Genomic DNA, 17,150 nt, shown 5'->3' with positions numbered 1-17,150 from the left:
GACCTTGCGAGCGACAATCTGGAAAAAGGCGAGGAAAAAATCTGAAAATGACCCAGCACTCACACTCAAGTATACTTCCTCCAGCACCTTAACAACGAAGCACAGAGACTGACCATGATCGATACCCACGCGCACATATACGCCAGCGAATTTGATAATGACCGCGACGAAGTCGTAAAACGCGCCTTAGAACAAGGTATTAACAAAATTTTGTTGCCGAATATCGATCTGGATTCCATCGAGCCGATGTTGCAAACCGAGGCGGCTTACCCTGACGTTTGTCACTCGATGATGGGGCTTCACCCTTGCTACGTCGATGATAATGTAGGACAAACGCTAGAGATCATCCGAGGCTGGTTTGAAAAACATAAATTTATTGCTGTGGGTGAAATTGGCATTGATCTGTATTGGGATAAAACCTACCGCGCCGAACAAGAGATGGCGTTTATTACTCAACTCAACTGGGCTAAAGAATTGGATTTACCGGTTGTGATCCACACCCGAGACTCCATTGAAGAAACATTAACCCTGCTGCGTCAGGAGCAAGATGGTCGCCTTCGTGGCGTATTCCATTGTTTTGGTGGCAGCTTGGAAGAAGCGAAAGCCATTAACGAATTGGGATTCCATCTGGGCCTGGGTGGTGTATCTACCTTTAAAAACGGTGGCATGGATAAAGTCATTCCTCATCTTGATATGCAATGGGTTATTCTGGAAACCGATTGTCCATACTTAGCGCCGGTCCCACATCGCGGAAAGCGTAACGAGCCATCTTATACCTCTCTGGTTGCTAAACGTATCGCAGAGCTACGCGACCTATCGCTTGAAGAGGTTGATGCGCAGACCACACAAAATGCCGAGGCTCTTTTTAATCTACATTGTGGTCAATAAGTTACTTGTTAATTCAGTCACAAGGTTTACGCTACCAGTTGCTACACTGATCATCAGTTTGTTCAGAAATCTGCCTTACGTACAAGGAAGTACTTATGGATTTGGAGCGTATTTATTCGCTTATCGGCATTCTCGCAGGTATTGTGTTCTTATATACCTTAGTGGCCAAACGCATTGAAAATTCAGGCATATCTGGCCCGATTGTTTATGTACTACTTGGGCTACTGCTCGGCGGACATGGTCTTGGGGTGATCGGATTATCAACTGAAGCCAATGATTTGAGACTCCTTGCCGATCTCACCCTCGCCCTGATTCTCTTCTCTGATGCCGCGCATTCCAATATTACCGTGTTAAAACAAAAAGCAGTCTATCCGGTCAGAATGTTGCTGTTTGGTCTGCCGGGTGCCATTGTGCTGGGTACATTAGTTGCCGTTGTTCTTTTTGATGTGTTATCCATCATTGAAGCGGCCATATTGGCCACTATGCTCGCAGCGACGGACGCAGCATTGGGCAAGGCGGTCATCTCCAATCCCAACGTCCCTGCGCCAGTGAGAGAAGGGCTCAATGTAGAAAGCGGACTTAATGATGGTCTTTGCGTCCCGATATTACTGCTTCTGATTGCGGTGGAAACCAGTACCACACATGCTGACATCACTACTGGCCATGCGTTGATGGTATTTGCTGAAGAGCTTGGTATTGGCATGCTGGTTGGATTGTCGTTGGCTTATATTGGCGCTAAGCTTTTATTCTGTAGCGCAAAAAAAAAGTGGCTCAGTGAAGTGTGGGTTCAGCTAACCGTGGGCGCAATTGCACTGACCAGCTTCGGTTTAGCGCAGACTCTGCACGGTAGCGGATACATCGCCGCGTTCACGGGTGGATTGTTTTTTGGTCACCTCGCTTCCCGCCATACTCATAAGCTGGTGCTGACGACGGAAAGTATAGCTGAGTTGCTGGCAATGTTAACCTGGATACTTTTTGGCGCAGCCGTTGTTGGGCAGGTATTAGGGCTATTCTCCGTCAGTATGATTGTATATGCCCTTATCAGCTTGACGGTGGTGCGCATGTTGCCGATCTATTTCTCTTACTTCGGGACGACAGTGCCAGCCCGCCATCGCTGGTTTATGGGATGGTTTGGCCCACGAGGCTTAGCCAGCATTGTTTTTACTATTATCGTTTTAGATGCGGAGTTACCTGGAGGACGTTTTATTGCCTTGATTGTGGCATGTACCGTGATTCTGAGCCTTGTATTACATGGCATAACGGCTCGGGCGCTATCTGAGCGGATTGGAACCGATTGATTTAGATTAAAAAACAGACACTTATTGAGTGCTTCATAAAACAAGCAAGCCTTATTTATCTATCACCATCACGTACCATAGTTTCAAACTCATTAAACCCTTAATTTTGGAATCAACTTCACATAATATGCCTGTTAACAATCAAAAAAATAATAGGAATAGTTATGTGTCAGCATGGTATTTATCTTCAACGTCTTCATCGCACCTTCTTTCAAAAGCTCATCGGAATAAAAGAAGTCTATGCCTGTTCAAAATGTGGTTATGTACTAAAAGTTAGGTAGTCAATATAAAATGCCAACCCAGTTTAAATAAAAAAGCGGCTCTTTAATTGGCCGCTTTTTTATTCACAATGGATTACGAGACAAAGACTACTCTTGTGTGTCATCTTCCTCATCTTTGCGAGTATAGAAACGCGCAAACAGCAAACCCACTTCAAACAGCAAACACATCGGAATGGCCAGCAAGGTTTGAGAAATCATATCTGGTGGCGTCAATACCATACCAACAACAAACGCGGCCACGATGATGTATGGACGCTTTTGCTTTAAGTCTTCTGGTGTTGTTGCTCCCGTCCAGCACAACAGAATGATGGCAACCGGCACTTCAAAAGCAATACCAAAGGCCATAAACAGCGCTAAAACAAAATCCAGATAACTGGAAATATCAGTCGCAAACTCAACACCACCCAGAGAAATTGCGGTGAAGAAACCAAACACCAGTGGGAACACCACGAAATACGCGAACGCCACACCACAGTAGAACAGCAAAGAGCTGGAAAACAGCAGCGGCATGATCAAACGGCGTTCATGTTTGTACAAACCGGGCGCAACAAATGCCCACACCTGATATAGGATGAATGGCACAGATACGAATACCGAAGCGATCAACGTCAGCTTCAATGGGGTAAAAAATGGTGACGCAACATCCGTTGCAATCATGGTTGCCCCTTCAGGCAGGCGCTCAACCAAAGGTGCAGCGATAAACTCGTAAATATGGTTAGAGAAATAAACTAGCCCGACAAACACCACCAACACCGCCAATATTGAACGCAGTAGTCGGTCGCGAAGCTCCAACAAGTGACTAATTAAAGGTTGTGTCTGCTCGACGGTAGACATGGCAAACCTCTTTGTAAAAAACCAGATCAAAAAGGAGCTACTTATCCTAGCAGCTCCTCCTAATGAGACTATTCGGCTTTCTTATCTGCCGCTGTAACCTTGATATCTTCCGCTTTTTCTACCGACTCAACGGTTTGCTCTGCTTGCACAGGTTTAACGTCGGATTCAGTTTTTTCCGCGTAAGGGCGGTTTACAGATTGCGCCGCTTTCTTCAGTTCTTCAACAGAAGACTTAAGCTCAGGGGATAAATCTTTCATCCCCATTTGCTCAGCTTTGCGCAAATTCTCTTGCAGCTCTTGGACTTTCAGCTCGTGTGACAATTCGTCTTTGACGCTATTTGCCATACTTTTCGCCGCACCGATAAAACGAGACACACTGCGAATAGCATGAGGTAAACGTTCCGGTCCAAGAACGACCAGACCAACAACAGATATTAATACCAGTTCCCAGAAACCGATATCAAACACGTTTTATGCCTGCTCTTTGTCTTTTTTAGTTTCAGGTGCAGCTTCTTTTTGTTGCTGCGTCTCTAAACTTTTTGGCTCGAAGTCTGCGTCTTTAACGTCTTTTGCGTTTTTCGCAGTATCGTCTTCATCGCTCATTGCTTTTTTGAAGCCCTTTACGGCACCGCCTAGATCACCACCGATTCCACGTAGTTTCTTGGTTCCGAATAGCAATACAACAATTACAGCAATGATTAGAAGTTGCCAAACACTGATACCACCCATTCTCTTTACCTCGGGTCATTAAACAAAATGTATTTCAAGAGTTTACCGTCTATCGACGATAAGCTCGCCAACTAAACAGCCAGAATGTGACACCTGCAATCCCACAGGCGAACGATAGCTGTTCATAAGCGTTATCCACCAATATTGCCGAGCATACGACTAAAGTGGCGCCAACACCAAACAAAAACTTACCTGTCGCCTGCTGTCGCTTACTTTGGCGATAGCCGTGATAAAGCTGATCCATACGTTGGTTCATCGCTTTACCTTGTCTGAGGCTATCATAAAGCAGCTCTGGCAATTCCGGTAACTTCTCCGCCCAAAATGGTGCGCGATCTTTAATGGCATTCACTAAAGCTTGCGGGCCAACCTGGTTCATCATCCATTCCTCAAGGAATGGTTTAGCGGTTTCCCACAAATCGAGCTGCGGATAAAGTTGTCTGCCAAGCCCTTCAACGTACAGCAAGGTTTTTTGCAGCAATACCAGTTGAGGCTGAACCTCCATGTTGAATCGACGTGCCGTATTAAACAGATTCAATAACACGTGACCAAAGGAGATTTCACACAGTGGCTTAGCGAAAATCGGTTCACAGACAATGCGAATCGCAAACTCAAATTCGTCAACATTCGTATCTGCCGGCACCCAACCTGAGTCCACGTGCAATTCCGCCACTCGACGATAATCACGATTGAAGAACGCAAGGAAGTTTTCCGCCAGATAACGCTTGTCTTCACTATTAAGTGTACCAACGATCCCACAATCTAACCCAATCCACATTGGGTTGTCCGGGTGTTCTGGTTTGACGAACACATTACCAGGATGCATATCGGCATGAAAGAAACTATCCCTGAACACTTGAGTGAAGAATACACTCACGCCGCGTTCAGCAAGCAACTTCATATTGGTGCCGTTTGCTTTCAAGCCTTCTATATCAGAAACTTGAATGCCATATATTCGCTCAGAAACCATGACAGTTTTATTACTGAAGTCAGGAAAAACTTCAGGAACGTACAATTCTTCACTACCTTCGAAATTTCGACGCAGCTGAATCGCGTTCGCAGCCTCTCGACGTAAGTCCAGTTCATCAAGAAGTGTTTTCTCGTACTCACGCACCACTTCGACTGGTTTCAAACGACGTGCTTCAGGCATTGCCCCCGCCACAATACGCGCCATTCGGTGCATCAGTTTTAGATCAGAATCAATAACCGGGCGAATATCCGGGCGGATAACCTTTAATACCACTTCTTGGTTAGTGTCTTTTAAGCGTGCAGTATGCACCTGAGCAATAGACGCTGAAGCAAGTGGTTTAATATCAAACTCAGTAAACCAGTTTTCTAACGGCCCACCTAACGCTTGCTCGATCTGCTGTTTCGCCAACGCACCATCAAACGGGGCAACCTGATCCTGAAGTAACGCGAGTGGATCGGCAATATGTGGAGGAAACAAATCTCGGCGGGTTGACATCATCTGGCCAAACTTAATCCAGACCGGACCGAGTTCCTGCAACGCCAAACGAAGGCGATCACCCAATGGCTTGTCGGCGTGTTTGTTTTTAATCCAGAACAGACTTTTGCGCATCAAAAGTGGCGCTTTGGTCAGCTGATGGTCTGGTAATAACTCATCAAGGCCATATTCCAGTTGTACTTTAACGATGTGGTATAAGCGCTTTATTTCTGCCGGGGTCATGTTTTCTCCAGCACAGACTTATCCGAGTCAAATTTCGCAAGCAGCGCATTCAGTCGAGCTTCCACACGCGATGCCTGACTGCGCACGTCATCCACTTGATCGCAAAAGTGAACCACTTCGAGCGGGGCTGGTGCCAGCTTCCATTCTTCTGTCAGGACTTGGGCTAAATGGCGTTGATGTTTCTCTGCTTGAGAAATGAAGAAGTTACCAACGTTTTTTGAACCCTGGACAACCGAATGCGCCACCACGTCGCCTGTAACTCGCGACATCCACTCTTCAATATCGGGTTTGCAATCCACCATCAACTGAGAGAATTTCTGCGCCAGTTGGATATCCCCTTCAAGCTCAAGTTTATCTTGCTTGATAAGACGAGTGATGTTGGCTTGATCGCGCAGTTCCGGTAACACGCTCAGGTTCAGGGACAAGTAACAATCAGGGTGCCCTTCATAGTTACCCAGCACATCAATCTGCTGACTGAAAATAAACGTCAGCGTTTTGTTGAGTTCTTTAAGGTGAACTTGAATCACCTGACCTTTCAGACGAGCTAAACGACGACCCAGCGCAGGATCATCTTTAATCAGCGTATTCAGCGACGTTTCAATCACGGCGGTAATAAGAGGTTCGAATGGCATGCCGTTAACCCTTAGAATTTGTAGCCGCGATGCAGCGCCACAATACCACCCGTCAGGTTGTAGTATTTGGTATTTTCGAAACCCGCCTCTTTCATCATGCCTTCCAGCGTGTCCTGGTCTGGGTGCATTCGGATAGATTCGGCAAGGTAGCGGTAACTTTCCGCGTCGTTCGCGACCAGTTCACCCATTTTAGGTAACAGATGGAATGAGTACGCGTCATAAATTTTTGATAATGGATCGAGAACCGGTTTGGAGAACTCCAGCACCAATAGACGGCCACCCGGTTTCAAAACGCGGAACATCGAACGCAACGCCTTGTCTTTATCGGTCACGTTGCGCAGACAGAAACTGATGGTGATAACATCAAAATAGTCATCCGGGAATGGCAGTTCTTCGGCATTGGCCTGAACGTAATGCACATTGCCCACAATGCCGTTATCGCGCAGTTTATCGCGACCAACATTCAGCATTGAGTTATTGATATCCGCCAGAACAACGTGGCCTTGGTCACCCACAATGCGCGAGAATTTCGCGGTCAAATCACCTGTACCACCACCAAGGTCCAGAATACGCTGACCCGGACGAGCGCCACTGCAATCAATGGTGAAACGCTTCCAAAGGCGGTGAATACCACCAGACATCAGGTCATTCATGATGTCGTACTTCGCTGCCACTGAGTGGAAAACTTCGGCCACTTTGGCCACTTTTTCTTCTTTTGCCACGGTGGTGAAACCAAAGTGAGTGGTTTCGTTTTCTAATGCTGTATTGGATTGCAAGCTTGTGTCCGTCATTCTAATTCCTCTTGGGCAGCACTTTTCACTGCTGGGCGGATGCTGACAAATATAGTCGCCCACTGTACTGCGGGCGATTAGTTTACTTTATCCTCAGCCGGATGTCTTTCTACTAACCGTTCATTTTCAGAAAATGCCTCACTCTGTGCCAATTGCACGAGATTGGAAGAGATAGGGCGTTTAATTTCGACGCCAAGTTGCTTGAAGCTCTCCGCCTGGCGGATCACGTTGCCACGACCCGTCGCGAGTTTATTCATGGCACCTTGATAAGTTTGATTGGCTTTATCCAGCGCGCCGCCCAGACCTTCCATGTCATCAATAAACAGGCGCAGTTTGTCATAGAGTTTTGTCGCACGCTCGGCGATCAATTTAGCGTTTTCATTCTGACGTTCATTGCGCCACAAATTATCTATCGTACGCAGAGCCACCAGCAAGGTAGTCGGACTGACCAAAATGATGTTCTGCTCCATCGCGTCTTTAACCAAACTCGGATCGGCCTGAATCGCGACCTGAAAAGCTGGCTCAACCGGAATGAACATCAGCACATAATCCAGACTCTGGATGCCTTTGAGCTTTTGATAATCCTTCATGCTCAAACCTTTGATGTGCGCACGCAGCGCAATAAGGTGGGCATTCAGAGCCTGATCTCGTTCAGTATCCGTTTCTGCGTTGAAGTAACGCTCAAACGCCACCAACGCCATTTTCGAGTCGACCACCACTTGTTTGTTCTGCGGAAGGTGCACTATCACATCAGGTTGATAACGCTTTCCTGCTTCATTTTGCAGATTGACCTGAGTTTCGTATTCATGCCCTTCACGCAACCCAGATTCTGCCAACACGCGGGCTAACACCACTTCACCCCAGTTACCTTGCTGCTTGTTGTCGCCTTTTAATGCCTGAGTCAGATTCACTGCCTCTCGTGTCATTTGTTCATTTAGACGCTGTAGGTTTTTTAACTCATGAACCAAAGTATGGCGCTCTTTCGCTTCCTGACTAAAGCTGTCATTCACTTGCTTTTTAAAACCATCCAACTGCTCTCTGAGCGGAGAAAGCAGACCTTCCAGACTCTGGCGGTTTTGCAGATCCACCTTCGCGGTTTTTTCCTCAAATAACTGGTTGGCAAGGTGCTCAAATTGCTGCTTCAGACGCACTTCGGCCTGTTCTAATATTTGCAGTTTTTCAGCATTAGATTGATTCATCTGCTCATGACGCGCTTGTTGCTCGCGAAGCTGAGTTTCCAGACGCGATTTTTGTTCTCGCATCTGCCCGAGCTGATCAAAATATTGTTGGCGCTCTTGTTTTACCGCTTCAAAGTAGCGCAGTTTCTCCATGGCAGCCATCAACTTACCGTGGGACTGACGCACTTCGAACTCGGCCTTATCGCGTTCGTTGTCTAACTCATCCAACTCTTGCTGAGCATCGATCAGACGTTGATTGATTTGTTCAAGTTGTTGTTGATGAAGCTGTTTTTCTGAAGCTAGCTGTTGTTCGAGAAGCTGAGTTTGGGTGACAAGACGTTGTTTTACCCACCAACCGACCGCCACTCCGCTGGCAGCAGCAGCACAAAGAGAAGAAAGAATGAGAGATTGGTGCTCAAGAATCCATTGCATAATAGCGAGTTAGCCTGTGTTTTATATCTATAACAATGGTATTTAGATACTGGATAAATGTCCAGTTTGTTGGATGAAAAATCCTCGCATACACTACCTGCTCAACATATTATTCTTAGGCTCACTCAAACCTTGTCGCTGAGCCGTCGATCACTAAACAGAGGCATCATGAATGAGCGTCGCGCCCTAGGATTCGGGCTCTCAGCAGTACTACTTTGGTCAACGGTTGCGACCGCATTTAAGCTCACTTTAGCTGAGTTCACACCTATTCAGATGTTATGTATTGCAAGTATCGTTTCCGCTATCGCCCTGATTATTATCTGTGGCGTACAAGGTAAATTGAGCCAGATTGGCAATACATTTTTTTCTAATCCCTGGTATTACCTGCTGCTTGGACTTATCAATCCGTTGGCCTACTACCTGATCCTGTTTAAGGCTTATGATTTGTTGCCAGCCTCACAGGCACAGGCCATCAACTACAGCTGGGCGATCACACTGACATTAATGGCGGCAGTTTTTCTCGGGCAGAAAATTCGCAAAAAGGACTGGATTGCGTGTGCATTTAGTTATTTAGGCGTGATTGTCATTGCCACTAAGGGCCATGTGCTGGGTATGGAGTTCGAAAGCCCACTCGGTGTCGGCTTGGCCCTGCTCTCAACGTTGTTGTGGGCTGGTTACTGGATTCTCAATACGAAAAACAAAGCGGATCCAGTGATTGGAGTGCTGCTTGGTTTCCTGGTTGCGATTCCTTTTACCATCGCGTTGAGCATCTACGAAGGGGCAAGCTGGGAGAGCGTCTCGGTCAAAGGCTGGGCTGCGGTCACTTATGTCGGTCTGTTTGAAATGGGGATCACTTTCGTTCTTTGGTTAAGCGCGCTCAAATCGACGCAGAATACTGCGCGGATCAGCAATCTGATTTTTGCCTCACCGTTTATTTCTCTGTTGTTGCTGGCGACCATTATTGGTGAACACATCCATCCTTCAACCTTGGTGGGTCTGATACTGATCATTACAGGGCTGGTCATCCAGCAGGTGACATTCAGCAAAAAAGCGAAAACAGCGAATGTATAGCGATGAAAAACGTTATCAAATAGCATTTTTATGATCTAACGCGTCTTCTACTGCTTGGAATTATTTGATGGTCGGATACGATACAGCCACTGCCTAATAGCTAATTAGGCTATATTTTTTTATAAACACATCGCTGGGCGTTCCAGGATACCGTACTCATTATGTTTCGCTTCTCAATTCCATCTTCTTTGTTGACAGATTGGCAACTCGCCCTTCAGCAGTGCTGTGATGCCAATCTTGCGCAGGGGCAACTTTACGCCTTTAGCGACACCGCGCAATGGCTACCGACTGAGGTATCAACCTCACCACAAAGCCACAACGCAATTAGCCCTGTCATTGAGCAGTTCGCCGCGCAATTTACTCCAACACGGTTTGAAGCAATAAGTACCGCTTTAGGCCAACAGAGCATCAGTATTTGCCCACTGTGGTTGCCTAACGGTGAACTGTTCGCCGCCGTTGCATTGACATATTCCAACGATGAAAACCGCACTATCACTGCATGGTTGAGTGCACTTGCAGGCCGGTTCAGTTTTGATGTCAGTCAGCACTACCAACAAGAGATAGAACGCCCCCAGCGATGTGAACAGATTCAAAATCCACTGCCAACACTACAAGAGTTTATCGACTGCCTTGAAGACCATATTTGGATTAAAGGCACAGATGGCCTGTATGCCATGACCAACCGAAGTGTTGAAGAAGCCTGGCAGAAAACCAATCAGGAGATCATCGGCAAAAACGATTTTGACCTTTTCTGCGAACAACGCGCCGCAAAGTTCATCAATGCCGACTTGTCCGTGGTCGAAACTGGTAACCAATACATTGTTGAAGAGTGCCGACAAATTGATAAAAACAACAGTTCAACGTGGTTAGAAACCATCAAGTCACCAGTGCGTAATCAAACTGGTGACTTGATTGGCGTATTAGGCATGACGCGCAATATCACGCGCAGAAAGTATGTTGAGACACAGCTCACTCTGGCAGCCAAGATCTTCAATAACTCGCAAGAAGGCATGATCATCACCAACAGCGAAGCCAACATCATTGATGTCAACGCCGCTTTTACCCACATCACGGGCTATAGCTTAGAAGAAGTGATTAACCAAACGCCAAAGCTTCTCCAATCAGGCCATCATGATTCCAGCTTTTATAAAACGTTGTGGCATCAGCTCGAAACTCAGGGGCAATGGAAGGGCGAGTTCATCAATCGAAAGAAAGATGGCAGTTTCTACCCTCAACTTGCCACCATCAGTGCGGTAATGGACGACAAAGACCAGTTGATTAACTATATCTGTGTATTTGAAGATATCTCGGTGCGCAAAGCACATGAAGAAAAACTGCAACGGATGGCGTTTTATGACCCATTGACCAATCTGCCCAATCGAACGCATTTGCTTGGACTGCTCGAGCAACACATCGAAACAGGTCAGAAAAGCCAGCAAGGCTTTGCCACGCTGTTTTTAGATATTGATCACTTTAAACACATCAATGACAGCATGGGGCATTTTTGCGGCGATCAATTGCTGGCCAAACTGGCAGTACGCCTGCAAGACACCTTACATCTCAATGCCCACGTAGCTCGTATCAGCGGCGACGAATTTGTGATTATTCTTCCAGAGACCCAAAGTGATGTCGCTTTGATTGAGACAGTGGATAGCATACTAGGTGTCTTCCATCAGCCGTTTAATCTCGCCAGTCATGAATCACTGCGTGTTTCGGCAAGTATTGGGATTGCACTGTATCCAACCGATGGGCAAGACAGCGAAACGCTGCTGAAAAATGCCGATACCGCCATGTACCTGGCTAAGATGAATGGGCGAAATGGCTACGCATTTTACTCACCTGATCTGACCGACAAGTCCATTTCACACGTGCGCATTCAATCGGCATTGCATCAGGCAATAGAGAAACAGCAACTGCGTTTGGAATATCAACCCCAATACAATCTGGAGCAGAACACCATCGTTGGTGTGGAAGCCCTGCTGCGCTGGCAACACCCTGAGTTTGGTTTGGTGTCCCCTGCTGATTTTATTCCAATTGCAGAAAAAACGGGACTTATCCAAAGCATCGGAGAATGGGTACTCAAGCAAGCTTGTGTGCAAGGTCAATCCTGGCTGGCTTCTGGCATTAAATTCGGCAAAATGGCCGTTAACGTCTCCGCCCTGCAGTTACAGCAATCAAACTTTATTGATCGACTTGGGATGATACTTAAGGAAACTGGCTTTCCTGCGCGCCATTTAGAGATCGAAATCACTGAGAGTTTCTTGCTGATTGATCCACTTCAAGCCATAGCTGCATTGAATAAACTTCGGGGATTGCGCATAGAAGTCTCTCTGGATGACTTTGGGACGGGCTACTCCTCTCTGTCTTACCTGAAAGGTTTACCAATCAACAAACTGAAAATTGACCGTTCTTTTGTCAGTGACCTGCCAAGCAACGACGACAGCAATGCTATCGTTAATGCCATCATTGCTATGGGTCAAACCTTATCACTTAAAGTCGTTGCAGAAGGGATTGAGACCAAGGAGCAGGCGCAATACCTGTCAGAAAAAGGCTGTATATACGGGCAGGGGTTCTTATTCAGTCCCTCCGTAAATCCTGAAGCGCTATTCGGTTAGTTGGATATCTATCTAAAATAAAATAGCCTCTGATGAGATGAAGTCTTATTTCATCGGAGGCTTCAAGCAATGATTTTCCAACCAAAGTCACATGCCCTAAAGAATCCATGTCACTTTGAAATTTTGACTGAGATTAACCAGTACTCAGCCAAAACATGACTACACCCACTGGCCAGCAACGAAACCGGAGCTCCAACACCACTGGAAGTTGTAGCCGCCTAACCAACCCGTCACGTCCATGACTTCACCGATAAAGTACAAGCCTTTGATATTTTTACACTCCATCGTTTTTGACGACAGATGGTCAGTATCCACACCGCCAAGCGTCACTTCTGCGGTTCGGTAACCTTCAGTGCCGTTGGGCGCAACGTTCCAGTTTTCTAAACGCGCTACAACGTCTGACAGTTCTTTGGGATTAAACTGCTTAAGCGGTTTGTCGGTTAGCTCTTTGCGTTCAATCAACACTTCCACTAACCGTTTTGGTAGTACTTTCGCCAGTGTGTTCTTCAAAGATTGATTTGGATGTTTCTCACGGCTGCGCTCAAGTAATACCGTAATATCCTCGTTCGGTACCAGATTGATTGAGACCTTTTGTCCTGCTCGCCAGAACGAAGAAATCTGCAAAACGGACGGACCGGATAAACCACGGTGAGTGAAAAGCAACGCTTCTTTGAACATAGTGCCGTCTTCTGCGGTGATTTCCGCAGGTACTGCAATACCAGACAGTTCAGCGAAGTCCTCTTTGTCTTCCTTATGCAGGGTAAAAGGTACCAATCCTGCTGTGGTTGGAATCACGGGGATGCCAAACTGCTCCGCAACCTTATAGCCAAATGGCGTCGCGCCCAGCTTTGGCATCGACAAACCGCCAGTGGCAATAACCAAAGAATCACACTCGACGACTTCAGTACCGGCATGCAGTCTGAAACCAGAGTCCATTTGCTCGATTGAGTGGGCGTCACATTGGTAACTTTGCTGAATATTTGGCATATCACATTCAGCCAGCAACATTTTTACGATGTCTTTAGCGGTAAATGCGTCCACACAGAACAGCTGACCATGATCGCGTTCTTCAAACTCGATACCATGCTTGCTAACCATTGAGATGAAATCCCAGTTGGTGTATTGCGACAGCGCCGATTTTACGAAGTGAGCATTTTGGCATAAGTAGTTATTCGCCGACACATCATAGTTGGTGAAGTTACAGCGACCGCCACCAGAAATAAGAATTTTTCGACCCGGCTTTTTAGCATGATCGAGCACTAACACACTACGGCCTCGCTTGCCTGCTTCTGCCGCACACATCAAACCCGCAGCGCCCGCGCCAATTACTACAACATCAAACTTCTTACTCATCGGTAACTCTTATACCTAGTGAAACCAAATAAAAAAGGATGTGCTAATTGCACATCCTTGCTTTCTTTAGGCGACATTCTACCGAGAAATGTTTTCCGGGAAAAGCGCTTAAATTCCAAGCATCACCAAAACGCCTTTCATTGCCCAAACCTAAAGGATAAAGGCCGCGAGTAGAGTCACACCGAGTAAGGCAGTGGAAAGGACAAACAGCTCACGTACACGTTCACACTTACTGGTGAATATCTCATCATGGTGATGATGATACTCTTTACTTTTAATGTAGTGGAACAAACGCACCTGTTTAGTGACATTTCCATGCGTCGTAAAAAACCCATTGCCATCCACCTGCTGATACAACAGCGGATGCGCTTCACGCATGATGTGAATTAAAGAACGAAGAGTGGTGAGATAACGGATCATATTGACTCCGGTTACTACCATTAGCGCAAATAAGATTGTGTCTCCACTGATCATCTTTTCCTCCCTACACCTTCAACAATGCTCAAGAGAAAAAGACGATCACTGCTACGTCTTTTAACCGCTACGTTATTGCGCTGGGGAACGCATTATGCAGCTGGAGCATCCATGATTGAAGATGAACCTTCTTTCGCCATTTGTGCCAGATCTTTATCGATGAAGAACAACGCTTTACCATCTTCACCAACCAATTCGATCTTATCTAAAATCCCTTTAAATAACTTCTCTTCTTCGTGCTGTTCAGCCACGTACCACTGCAGGAAGTTAAACGTTGAGTAATCTTGGCTTGTAAATGCGACGTGCGCCAACTTGTTGATTTGTTCCGTGATCATTTGTTCATGTTCATATGTCTCACGGAAAACATCACCCAGGCTCGCAAAATCATGCTTCGGTGCATCAATCGCGCCCAGAATCGGCATTGAGCCAGTTTCACTTACATAGGTGAAAAGGCGTTGCATGTGCTCCATCTCTTCTACAGCGTGAACGCGTAGAAACTGAGCGGCGCCTTCAAAACCTTTGTCTTCACACCAAGCACTCATTTGTAAGTATAGATTGGATGAGAAAAATTCTAGGTTAATTTGCTCATTCAATTGTTCGACCATAGTTTGAGACAGCATGTTAACTCCTATTTCAATTCATGCGTTTCATACAACTATAACATGATTAGCAGTTTATGACTTTGTACCTACACTTTTGATATGAGATCACTTCAGCAAAATTTATTAGGGCTTAATGCTAATCTGAAACTATGACCTTACCAAGGAGATAGCAATATGAGTTACAAACACATACTTGTGGCAGTCGATCTGTCAGATGACAGTAAAGTGTTGATTAAGAAAGCCGTATCGCTGGCGAAACCTCTGGATGCGAAAGTCTCTTTCATGCACATCGATGTGAACTATGCTGAGCTCTACACCGGGCTTATCGATATCAATATGGCCGAAGCCCAACATCAAGCCATGGAAGCCTCTCGCACGCAATTAGCAAACTTTGCAGAATTCGCCGAGTATCCAATCGCCCACACGTTAGTCGGCAGTGGTGATTTGAGTAATGAGCTGTGCGATACCATCCAAGATTACAATATTGATCTGGTTGTCTGTGGGCACCATCAAGATTTTTGGAGCAAGATTCTATCTGCGACACGCCAACTGATTAACCGCTCACCCGTCGATATGCTGGTCATACCGCTAAAAGACTGATTGGCGCTTTGATAAAACTTGGTTAGACTGCGGGCATATTTGTTACTGATAAAAGTTCTCATCTATGGCTTATCTATCTGCAGTCACCCTGCTTTGGGCATTTTCATTCAGCCTGATCGGTGTCTATCTTGCTGGTCAGGTTGATTCCTGGTTTTCGGTGTTTATGCGCGTGGCACTTGCCAGCATCGTATTTATCCCTTTCCTGAAATTCCGTGGGGTAAGCAAATCGCTGATCGCAAAATTGATGATCGTCGGCGGCTTCCAGCTCGGTTTGATGTATTGCTTCTACTACCAGTCTTTCTTGCTCCTTTCGGTTCCGGAAGTCCTGCTGTTCACGGTATTCACGCCTATCTACGTCACGCTGATTTATGACTTACTTAAAGGTCGTTTTTCACCTTGGTATTTGGTCACGGCATTGATTGCTGTTGTGGGAGCCGCATGGATTAAGTTTGCAGGCATCAATGAAAACTTCCTGCTGGGCTTTTTAGTCGTACAAGGCGCTAACCTCTGCTTTGCCATCGGTCAGGTGGGTTACAAATACATCATGGAAAATGAGCCTGTCGATCTGCCGCAGCATACCGTGTTTGGTTATTTCTACCTTGGCGCACTCTGCGTCGCAACGGTTGCGTTTGCGTTGATGGGCAACTTAGACAAACTGCCAACCACTGCGACTCAGTGGGGGATTCTGACTTACCTTGGCTTGATCGCATCTGGCTTTGGTTACTTCGCCTGGAACAAAGGCGCGACCATAGTGAATGCAGGCGCGCTTGCGGTGATGAACAATGCTTTGGTGCCGGCAGGTTTGATTGTGAATATCGTGATTTGGAACCGCGACGTCGACATTACTCGTTTGGCGATTGGCGGAGCAATCATCCTGTTCTCGCTTTGGGTCAACGAAACCTGGGTGAAAAAGCGTGTTGAAATGAGCTACGCGAATAAGTAACCGCCATTTATAGCGATAATAAAAAACGCTCTCAGATTCGAGAGCGTTTTTTTCGATTAATGCACCTTGGCTTGCTGGCTTTCGCTCATAAAAACGTTGAGTGGCGTTGGTAAGAGCACTTCCAGTTTGGCGTTGCGTTTTTCCAGTTTTCGCTGGCGTTTGAGTAGTTTTTGCTGCTTCTTCGCCACTTTTAGCAACTTCTTCTGCTGCTTGTACTGCTTTTTAAGCGCCTTTCTTGCCTTCTTAAGCGCTTTTTTATCCGCCAAGTCAAACAATGTTGGGGCTTTCAGAGCCACTGGCGCGACTGCTTTGGCTGCCAGTTTTTTCTCTTTCACTCTTTCCACCACACGTTTAACGATCGCCGCTTTTTCTGCGCTTTGCTCTGGAGTGACCGCAATCGGCTCTGCGGGTAACGCTTCCGACAGAAGACCGCACGCTTGTTGCTCATGGAGTGGTTTGGTCTGGCAAGCTTGCGGCGGGATAGCGGCAGGCTTACACAATGTGTTTTTCTCCGCTGAAGAGCGCGCGCACGAACGGCAGACAAATTTCGGCGCCACCACCAAGCGGTGAATATCACCAAGATTAGACGCAATCTGTTTGCGGTTCATTTTACATAGGCGTTTAGCCATACTACGACTCCAGCTAGCTTAAGAATAACTTCATCAAGACATGAAATAATAATAATTCTTACTTAGATATACAGTCAGTATGCCTGATTAGCAAGTGAAAACTATCAATTGGAGTGG

The 17,150-nt window shown here is 46.3% G+C and carries 17 protein-coding genes; 6 read left to right on the top strand and 11 right to left on the bottom strand.

The window, feature by feature from the left end:
- Positions 1–114: 114 nt before the first annotated feature.
- On the top strand, positions 115–888 hold the full coding sequence (locus ACWYU8_RS16965; RefSeq protein WP_457520911.1) for a TatD family hydrolase: 774 nt from the start codon (positions 115–117) through the stop codon (positions 886–888).
- A 95-nt stretch (positions 889–983) separates the two neighbouring features.
- Complete coding sequence (locus tag ACWYU8_RS16960; RefSeq protein WP_457520910.1) at positions 984–2,186, top strand: cation:proton antiporter; 1,203 nt, start codon at positions 984–986, stop codon at positions 2,184–2,186.
- Between the two features lie 368 nt (positions 2,187–2,554).
- Here ACWYU8_RS16960 and tatC read toward each other — a convergent pair whose 3' ends face one another.
- The 7 genes from tatC to rmuC form a co-directional block, all read right to left on the bottom strand.
- A complete protein-coding gene (gene tatC, locus ACWYU8_RS16955) occupies positions 2,555–3,301 on the bottom strand; it encodes a twin-arginine translocase subunit TatC (protein WP_457520909.1) in 747 nt (248 codons plus the stop codon).
- 68 nt (positions 3,302–3,369) lie between these two features.
- On the bottom strand, positions 3,370–3,768 hold the full coding sequence (gene tatB, locus ACWYU8_RS16950; RefSeq protein WP_457520908.1) for a Sec-independent protein translocase protein TatB: 399 nt from the start codon (positions 3,766–3,768) through the stop codon (positions 3,370–3,372).
- A 3-nt stretch (positions 3,769–3,771) separates the two neighbouring features.
- Positions 3,772–4,029, bottom strand: a complete 258-nt coding sequence (gene tatA / locus ACWYU8_RS16945) for a Sec-independent protein translocase subunit TatA (RefSeq protein ID WP_457520907.1) — start codon at positions 4,027–4,029, stop codon at positions 3,772–3,774.
- A gap of 49 nt (positions 4,030–4,078) precedes the next feature.
- The gene (gene ubiB, locus ACWYU8_RS16940) at positions 4,079–5,713 is read right to left on the bottom strand and encodes a ubiquinone biosynthesis regulatory protein kinase UbiB (protein WP_457520906.1); all 1,635 of its coding nucleotides are present in this window, start codon (positions 5,711–5,713) and stop codon (positions 4,079–4,081) included.
- Positions 5,710–6,345: a ubiquinone biosynthesis accessory factor UbiJ gene (locus ACWYU8_RS16935; RefSeq protein ID WP_457520905.1), complete on the bottom strand. Its 636-nt coding sequence runs from the start codon at positions 6,343–6,345 to the stop codon at positions 5,710–5,712. Before ACWYU8_RS16935 ends, ubiB begins: the two co-directional genes overlap by 4 nt.
- Positions 6,346–6,356: 11 nt before the next feature.
- Complete coding sequence (ubiE, locus tag ACWYU8_RS16930; protein ID WP_457520904.1) at positions 6,357–7,136, bottom strand: bifunctional demethylmenaquinone methyltransferase/2-methoxy-6-polyprenyl-1,4-benzoquinol methylase UbiE; 780 nt, start codon at positions 7,134–7,136, stop codon at positions 6,357–6,359.
- A gap of 77 nt (positions 7,137–7,213) precedes the next feature.
- A complete protein-coding gene (gene rmuC / locus ACWYU8_RS16925) occupies positions 7,214–8,746 on the bottom strand; it encodes a DNA recombination protein RmuC (RefSeq protein ID WP_457520903.1) in 1,533 nt (510 codons plus the stop codon).
- Positions 8,747–8,914: 168 nt separating this feature from the next.
- Here rmuC and ACWYU8_RS16920 point away from each other — a divergent pair, with 168 nt between their 5' ends.
- Both ACWYU8_RS16920 and ACWYU8_RS16915 read left to right on the top strand, forming a co-directional pair.
- Complete coding sequence (locus tag ACWYU8_RS16920; protein WP_457520902.1) at positions 8,915–9,817, top strand: DMT family transporter; 903 nt, start codon at positions 8,915–8,917, stop codon at positions 9,815–9,817.
- A 161-nt stretch (positions 9,818–9,978) separates the two neighbouring features.
- Positions 9,979–12,432: an EAL domain-containing protein gene (locus ACWYU8_RS16915; RefSeq protein ID WP_457520901.1), complete on the top strand. Its 2,454-nt coding sequence runs from the start codon at positions 9,979–9,981 to the stop codon at positions 12,430–12,432.
- Between the two features lie 159 nt (positions 12,433–12,591).
- Here the strand turns inward: ACWYU8_RS16915 and ACWYU8_RS16910 are convergent, their stop codons facing one another.
- From ACWYU8_RS16910 to ftnA, 3 genes are all read right to left on the bottom strand, one after another.
- Positions 12,592–13,785 carry an NAD(P)/FAD-dependent oxidoreductase gene (locus tag ACWYU8_RS16910; protein ID WP_457520900.1) on the bottom strand — a complete coding sequence of 398 codons (1,194 nt, stop codon included), beginning with the start codon at positions 13,783–13,785 and terminating at the stop codon, positions 12,592–12,594.
- Positions 13,786–13,935: 150 nt separating this feature from the next.
- Positions 13,936–14,259 (bottom strand): universal stress protein UspB, encoded by a 324-nt coding sequence (gene uspB / locus ACWYU8_RS16905; protein WP_444495587.1) that lies wholly within the window; start codon positions 14,257–14,259, stop codon positions 13,936–13,938.
- 92 nt (positions 14,260–14,351) lie between these two features.
- The gene (gene ftnA, locus ACWYU8_RS16900; RefSeq protein WP_457520899.1) at positions 14,352–14,879 is read right to left on the bottom strand and encodes a non-heme ferritin; all 528 of its coding nucleotides are present in this window, start codon (positions 14,877–14,879) and stop codon (positions 14,352–14,354) included.
- A gap of 156 nt (positions 14,880–15,035) precedes the next feature.
- Here ftnA and uspA point away from each other — a divergent pair, with 156 nt between their 5' ends.
- Complete coding sequence (uspA, locus tag ACWYU8_RS16895) at positions 15,036–15,461, top strand: universal stress protein UspA (RefSeq protein WP_457520898.1); 426 nt, start codon at positions 15,036–15,038, stop codon at positions 15,459–15,461.
- Positions 15,462–15,525: 64 nt separating this feature from the next.
- A complete protein-coding gene (locus tag ACWYU8_RS16890) occupies positions 15,526–16,404 on the top strand; it encodes a carboxylate/amino acid/amine transporter (protein ID WP_457520897.1) in 879 nt (292 codons plus the stop codon).
- Between the two features lie 56 nt (positions 16,405–16,460).
- On the opposite strand, the gene ACWYU8_RS16885 is transcribed toward ACWYU8_RS16890, so the two are convergent.
- Positions 16,461–17,033 carry a hypothetical protein gene (locus tag ACWYU8_RS16885; RefSeq protein WP_457520896.1) on the bottom strand — a complete coding sequence of 191 codons (573 nt, stop codon included), beginning with the start codon at positions 17,031–17,033 and terminating at the stop codon, positions 16,461–16,463.
- Positions 17,034–17,150 lie beyond the last annotated feature (117 nt).

The organism is Vibrio limimangrovi, from assembly GCF_054064025.1.
Note: the sequence above shows the minus strand (reverse complement) of the source record. Positions and strands in the feature narration are given on the sequence as shown.

Excerpts from the sequence above, each read along its gene's own strand:
- ACWYU8_RS16965 (WP_457520911.1), top strand. The coding sequence starts at position 115 with ATGATCGATACCCACGCGCACATATACGCCAGCGAATTTGATAATGAC.
- ACWYU8_RS16960 (WP_457520910.1), top strand. The coding sequence starts at position 984 with ATGGATTTGGAGCGTATTTATTCGCTTATCGGCATTCTCGCAGGTATT.
- tatC (WP_457520909.1), bottom strand. The coding sequence starts at position 3,301 with ATGTCTACCGTCGAGCAGACACAACCTTTAATTAGTCACTTGTTGGAG.
- tatA (WP_457520907.1), bottom strand. The coding sequence starts at position 4,029 with ATGGGTGGTATCAGTGTTTGGCAACTTCTAATCATTGCTGTAATTGTT.
- ubiB (WP_457520906.1), bottom strand. The coding sequence starts at position 5,713 with ATGACCCCGGCAGAAATAAAGCGCTTATACCACATCGTTAAAGTACAA.
- ACWYU8_RS16935 (WP_457520905.1), bottom strand. The coding sequence starts at position 6,345 with ATGCCATTCGAACCTCTTATTACCGCCGTGATTGAAACGTCGCTGAAT.
- ubiE (WP_457520904.1), bottom strand. The coding sequence starts at position 7,136 with ATGACGGACACAAGCTTGCAATCCAATACAGCATTAGAAAACGAAACC.
- rmuC (WP_457520903.1), bottom strand. The coding sequence starts at position 8,746 with ATGCAATGGATTCTTGAGCACCAATCTCTCATTCTTTCTTCTCTTTGT.
- ACWYU8_RS16920 (WP_457520902.1), top strand. The coding sequence starts at position 8,915 with ATGAATGAGCGTCGCGCCCTAGGATTCGGGCTCTCAGCAGTACTACTT.
- ACWYU8_RS16915 (WP_457520901.1), top strand. The coding sequence starts at position 9,979 with ATGTTTCGCTTCTCAATTCCATCTTCTTTGTTGACAGATTGGCAACTC.
- ACWYU8_RS16910 (WP_457520900.1), bottom strand. The coding sequence starts at position 13,785 with ATGAGTAAGAAGTTTGATGTTGTAGTAATTGGCGCGGGCGCTGCGGGT.
- uspB (WP_444495587.1), bottom strand. The coding sequence starts at position 14,259 with ATGATCAGTGGAGACACAATCTTATTTGCGCTAATGGTAGTAACCGGA.
- ftnA (WP_457520899.1), bottom strand. The coding sequence starts at position 14,879 with ATGCTGTCTCAAACTATGGTCGAACAATTGAATGAGCAAATTAACCTA.
- uspA (WP_457520898.1), top strand. The coding sequence starts at position 15,036 with ATGAGTTACAAACACATACTTGTGGCAGTCGATCTGTCAGATGACAGT.
- ACWYU8_RS16890 (WP_457520897.1), top strand. The coding sequence starts at position 15,526 with ATGGCTTATCTATCTGCAGTCACCCTGCTTTGGGCATTTTCATTCAGC.
- ACWYU8_RS16885 (WP_457520896.1), bottom strand. The coding sequence starts at position 17,033 with ATGGCTAAACGCCTATGTAAAATGAACCGCAAACAGATTGCGTCTAAT.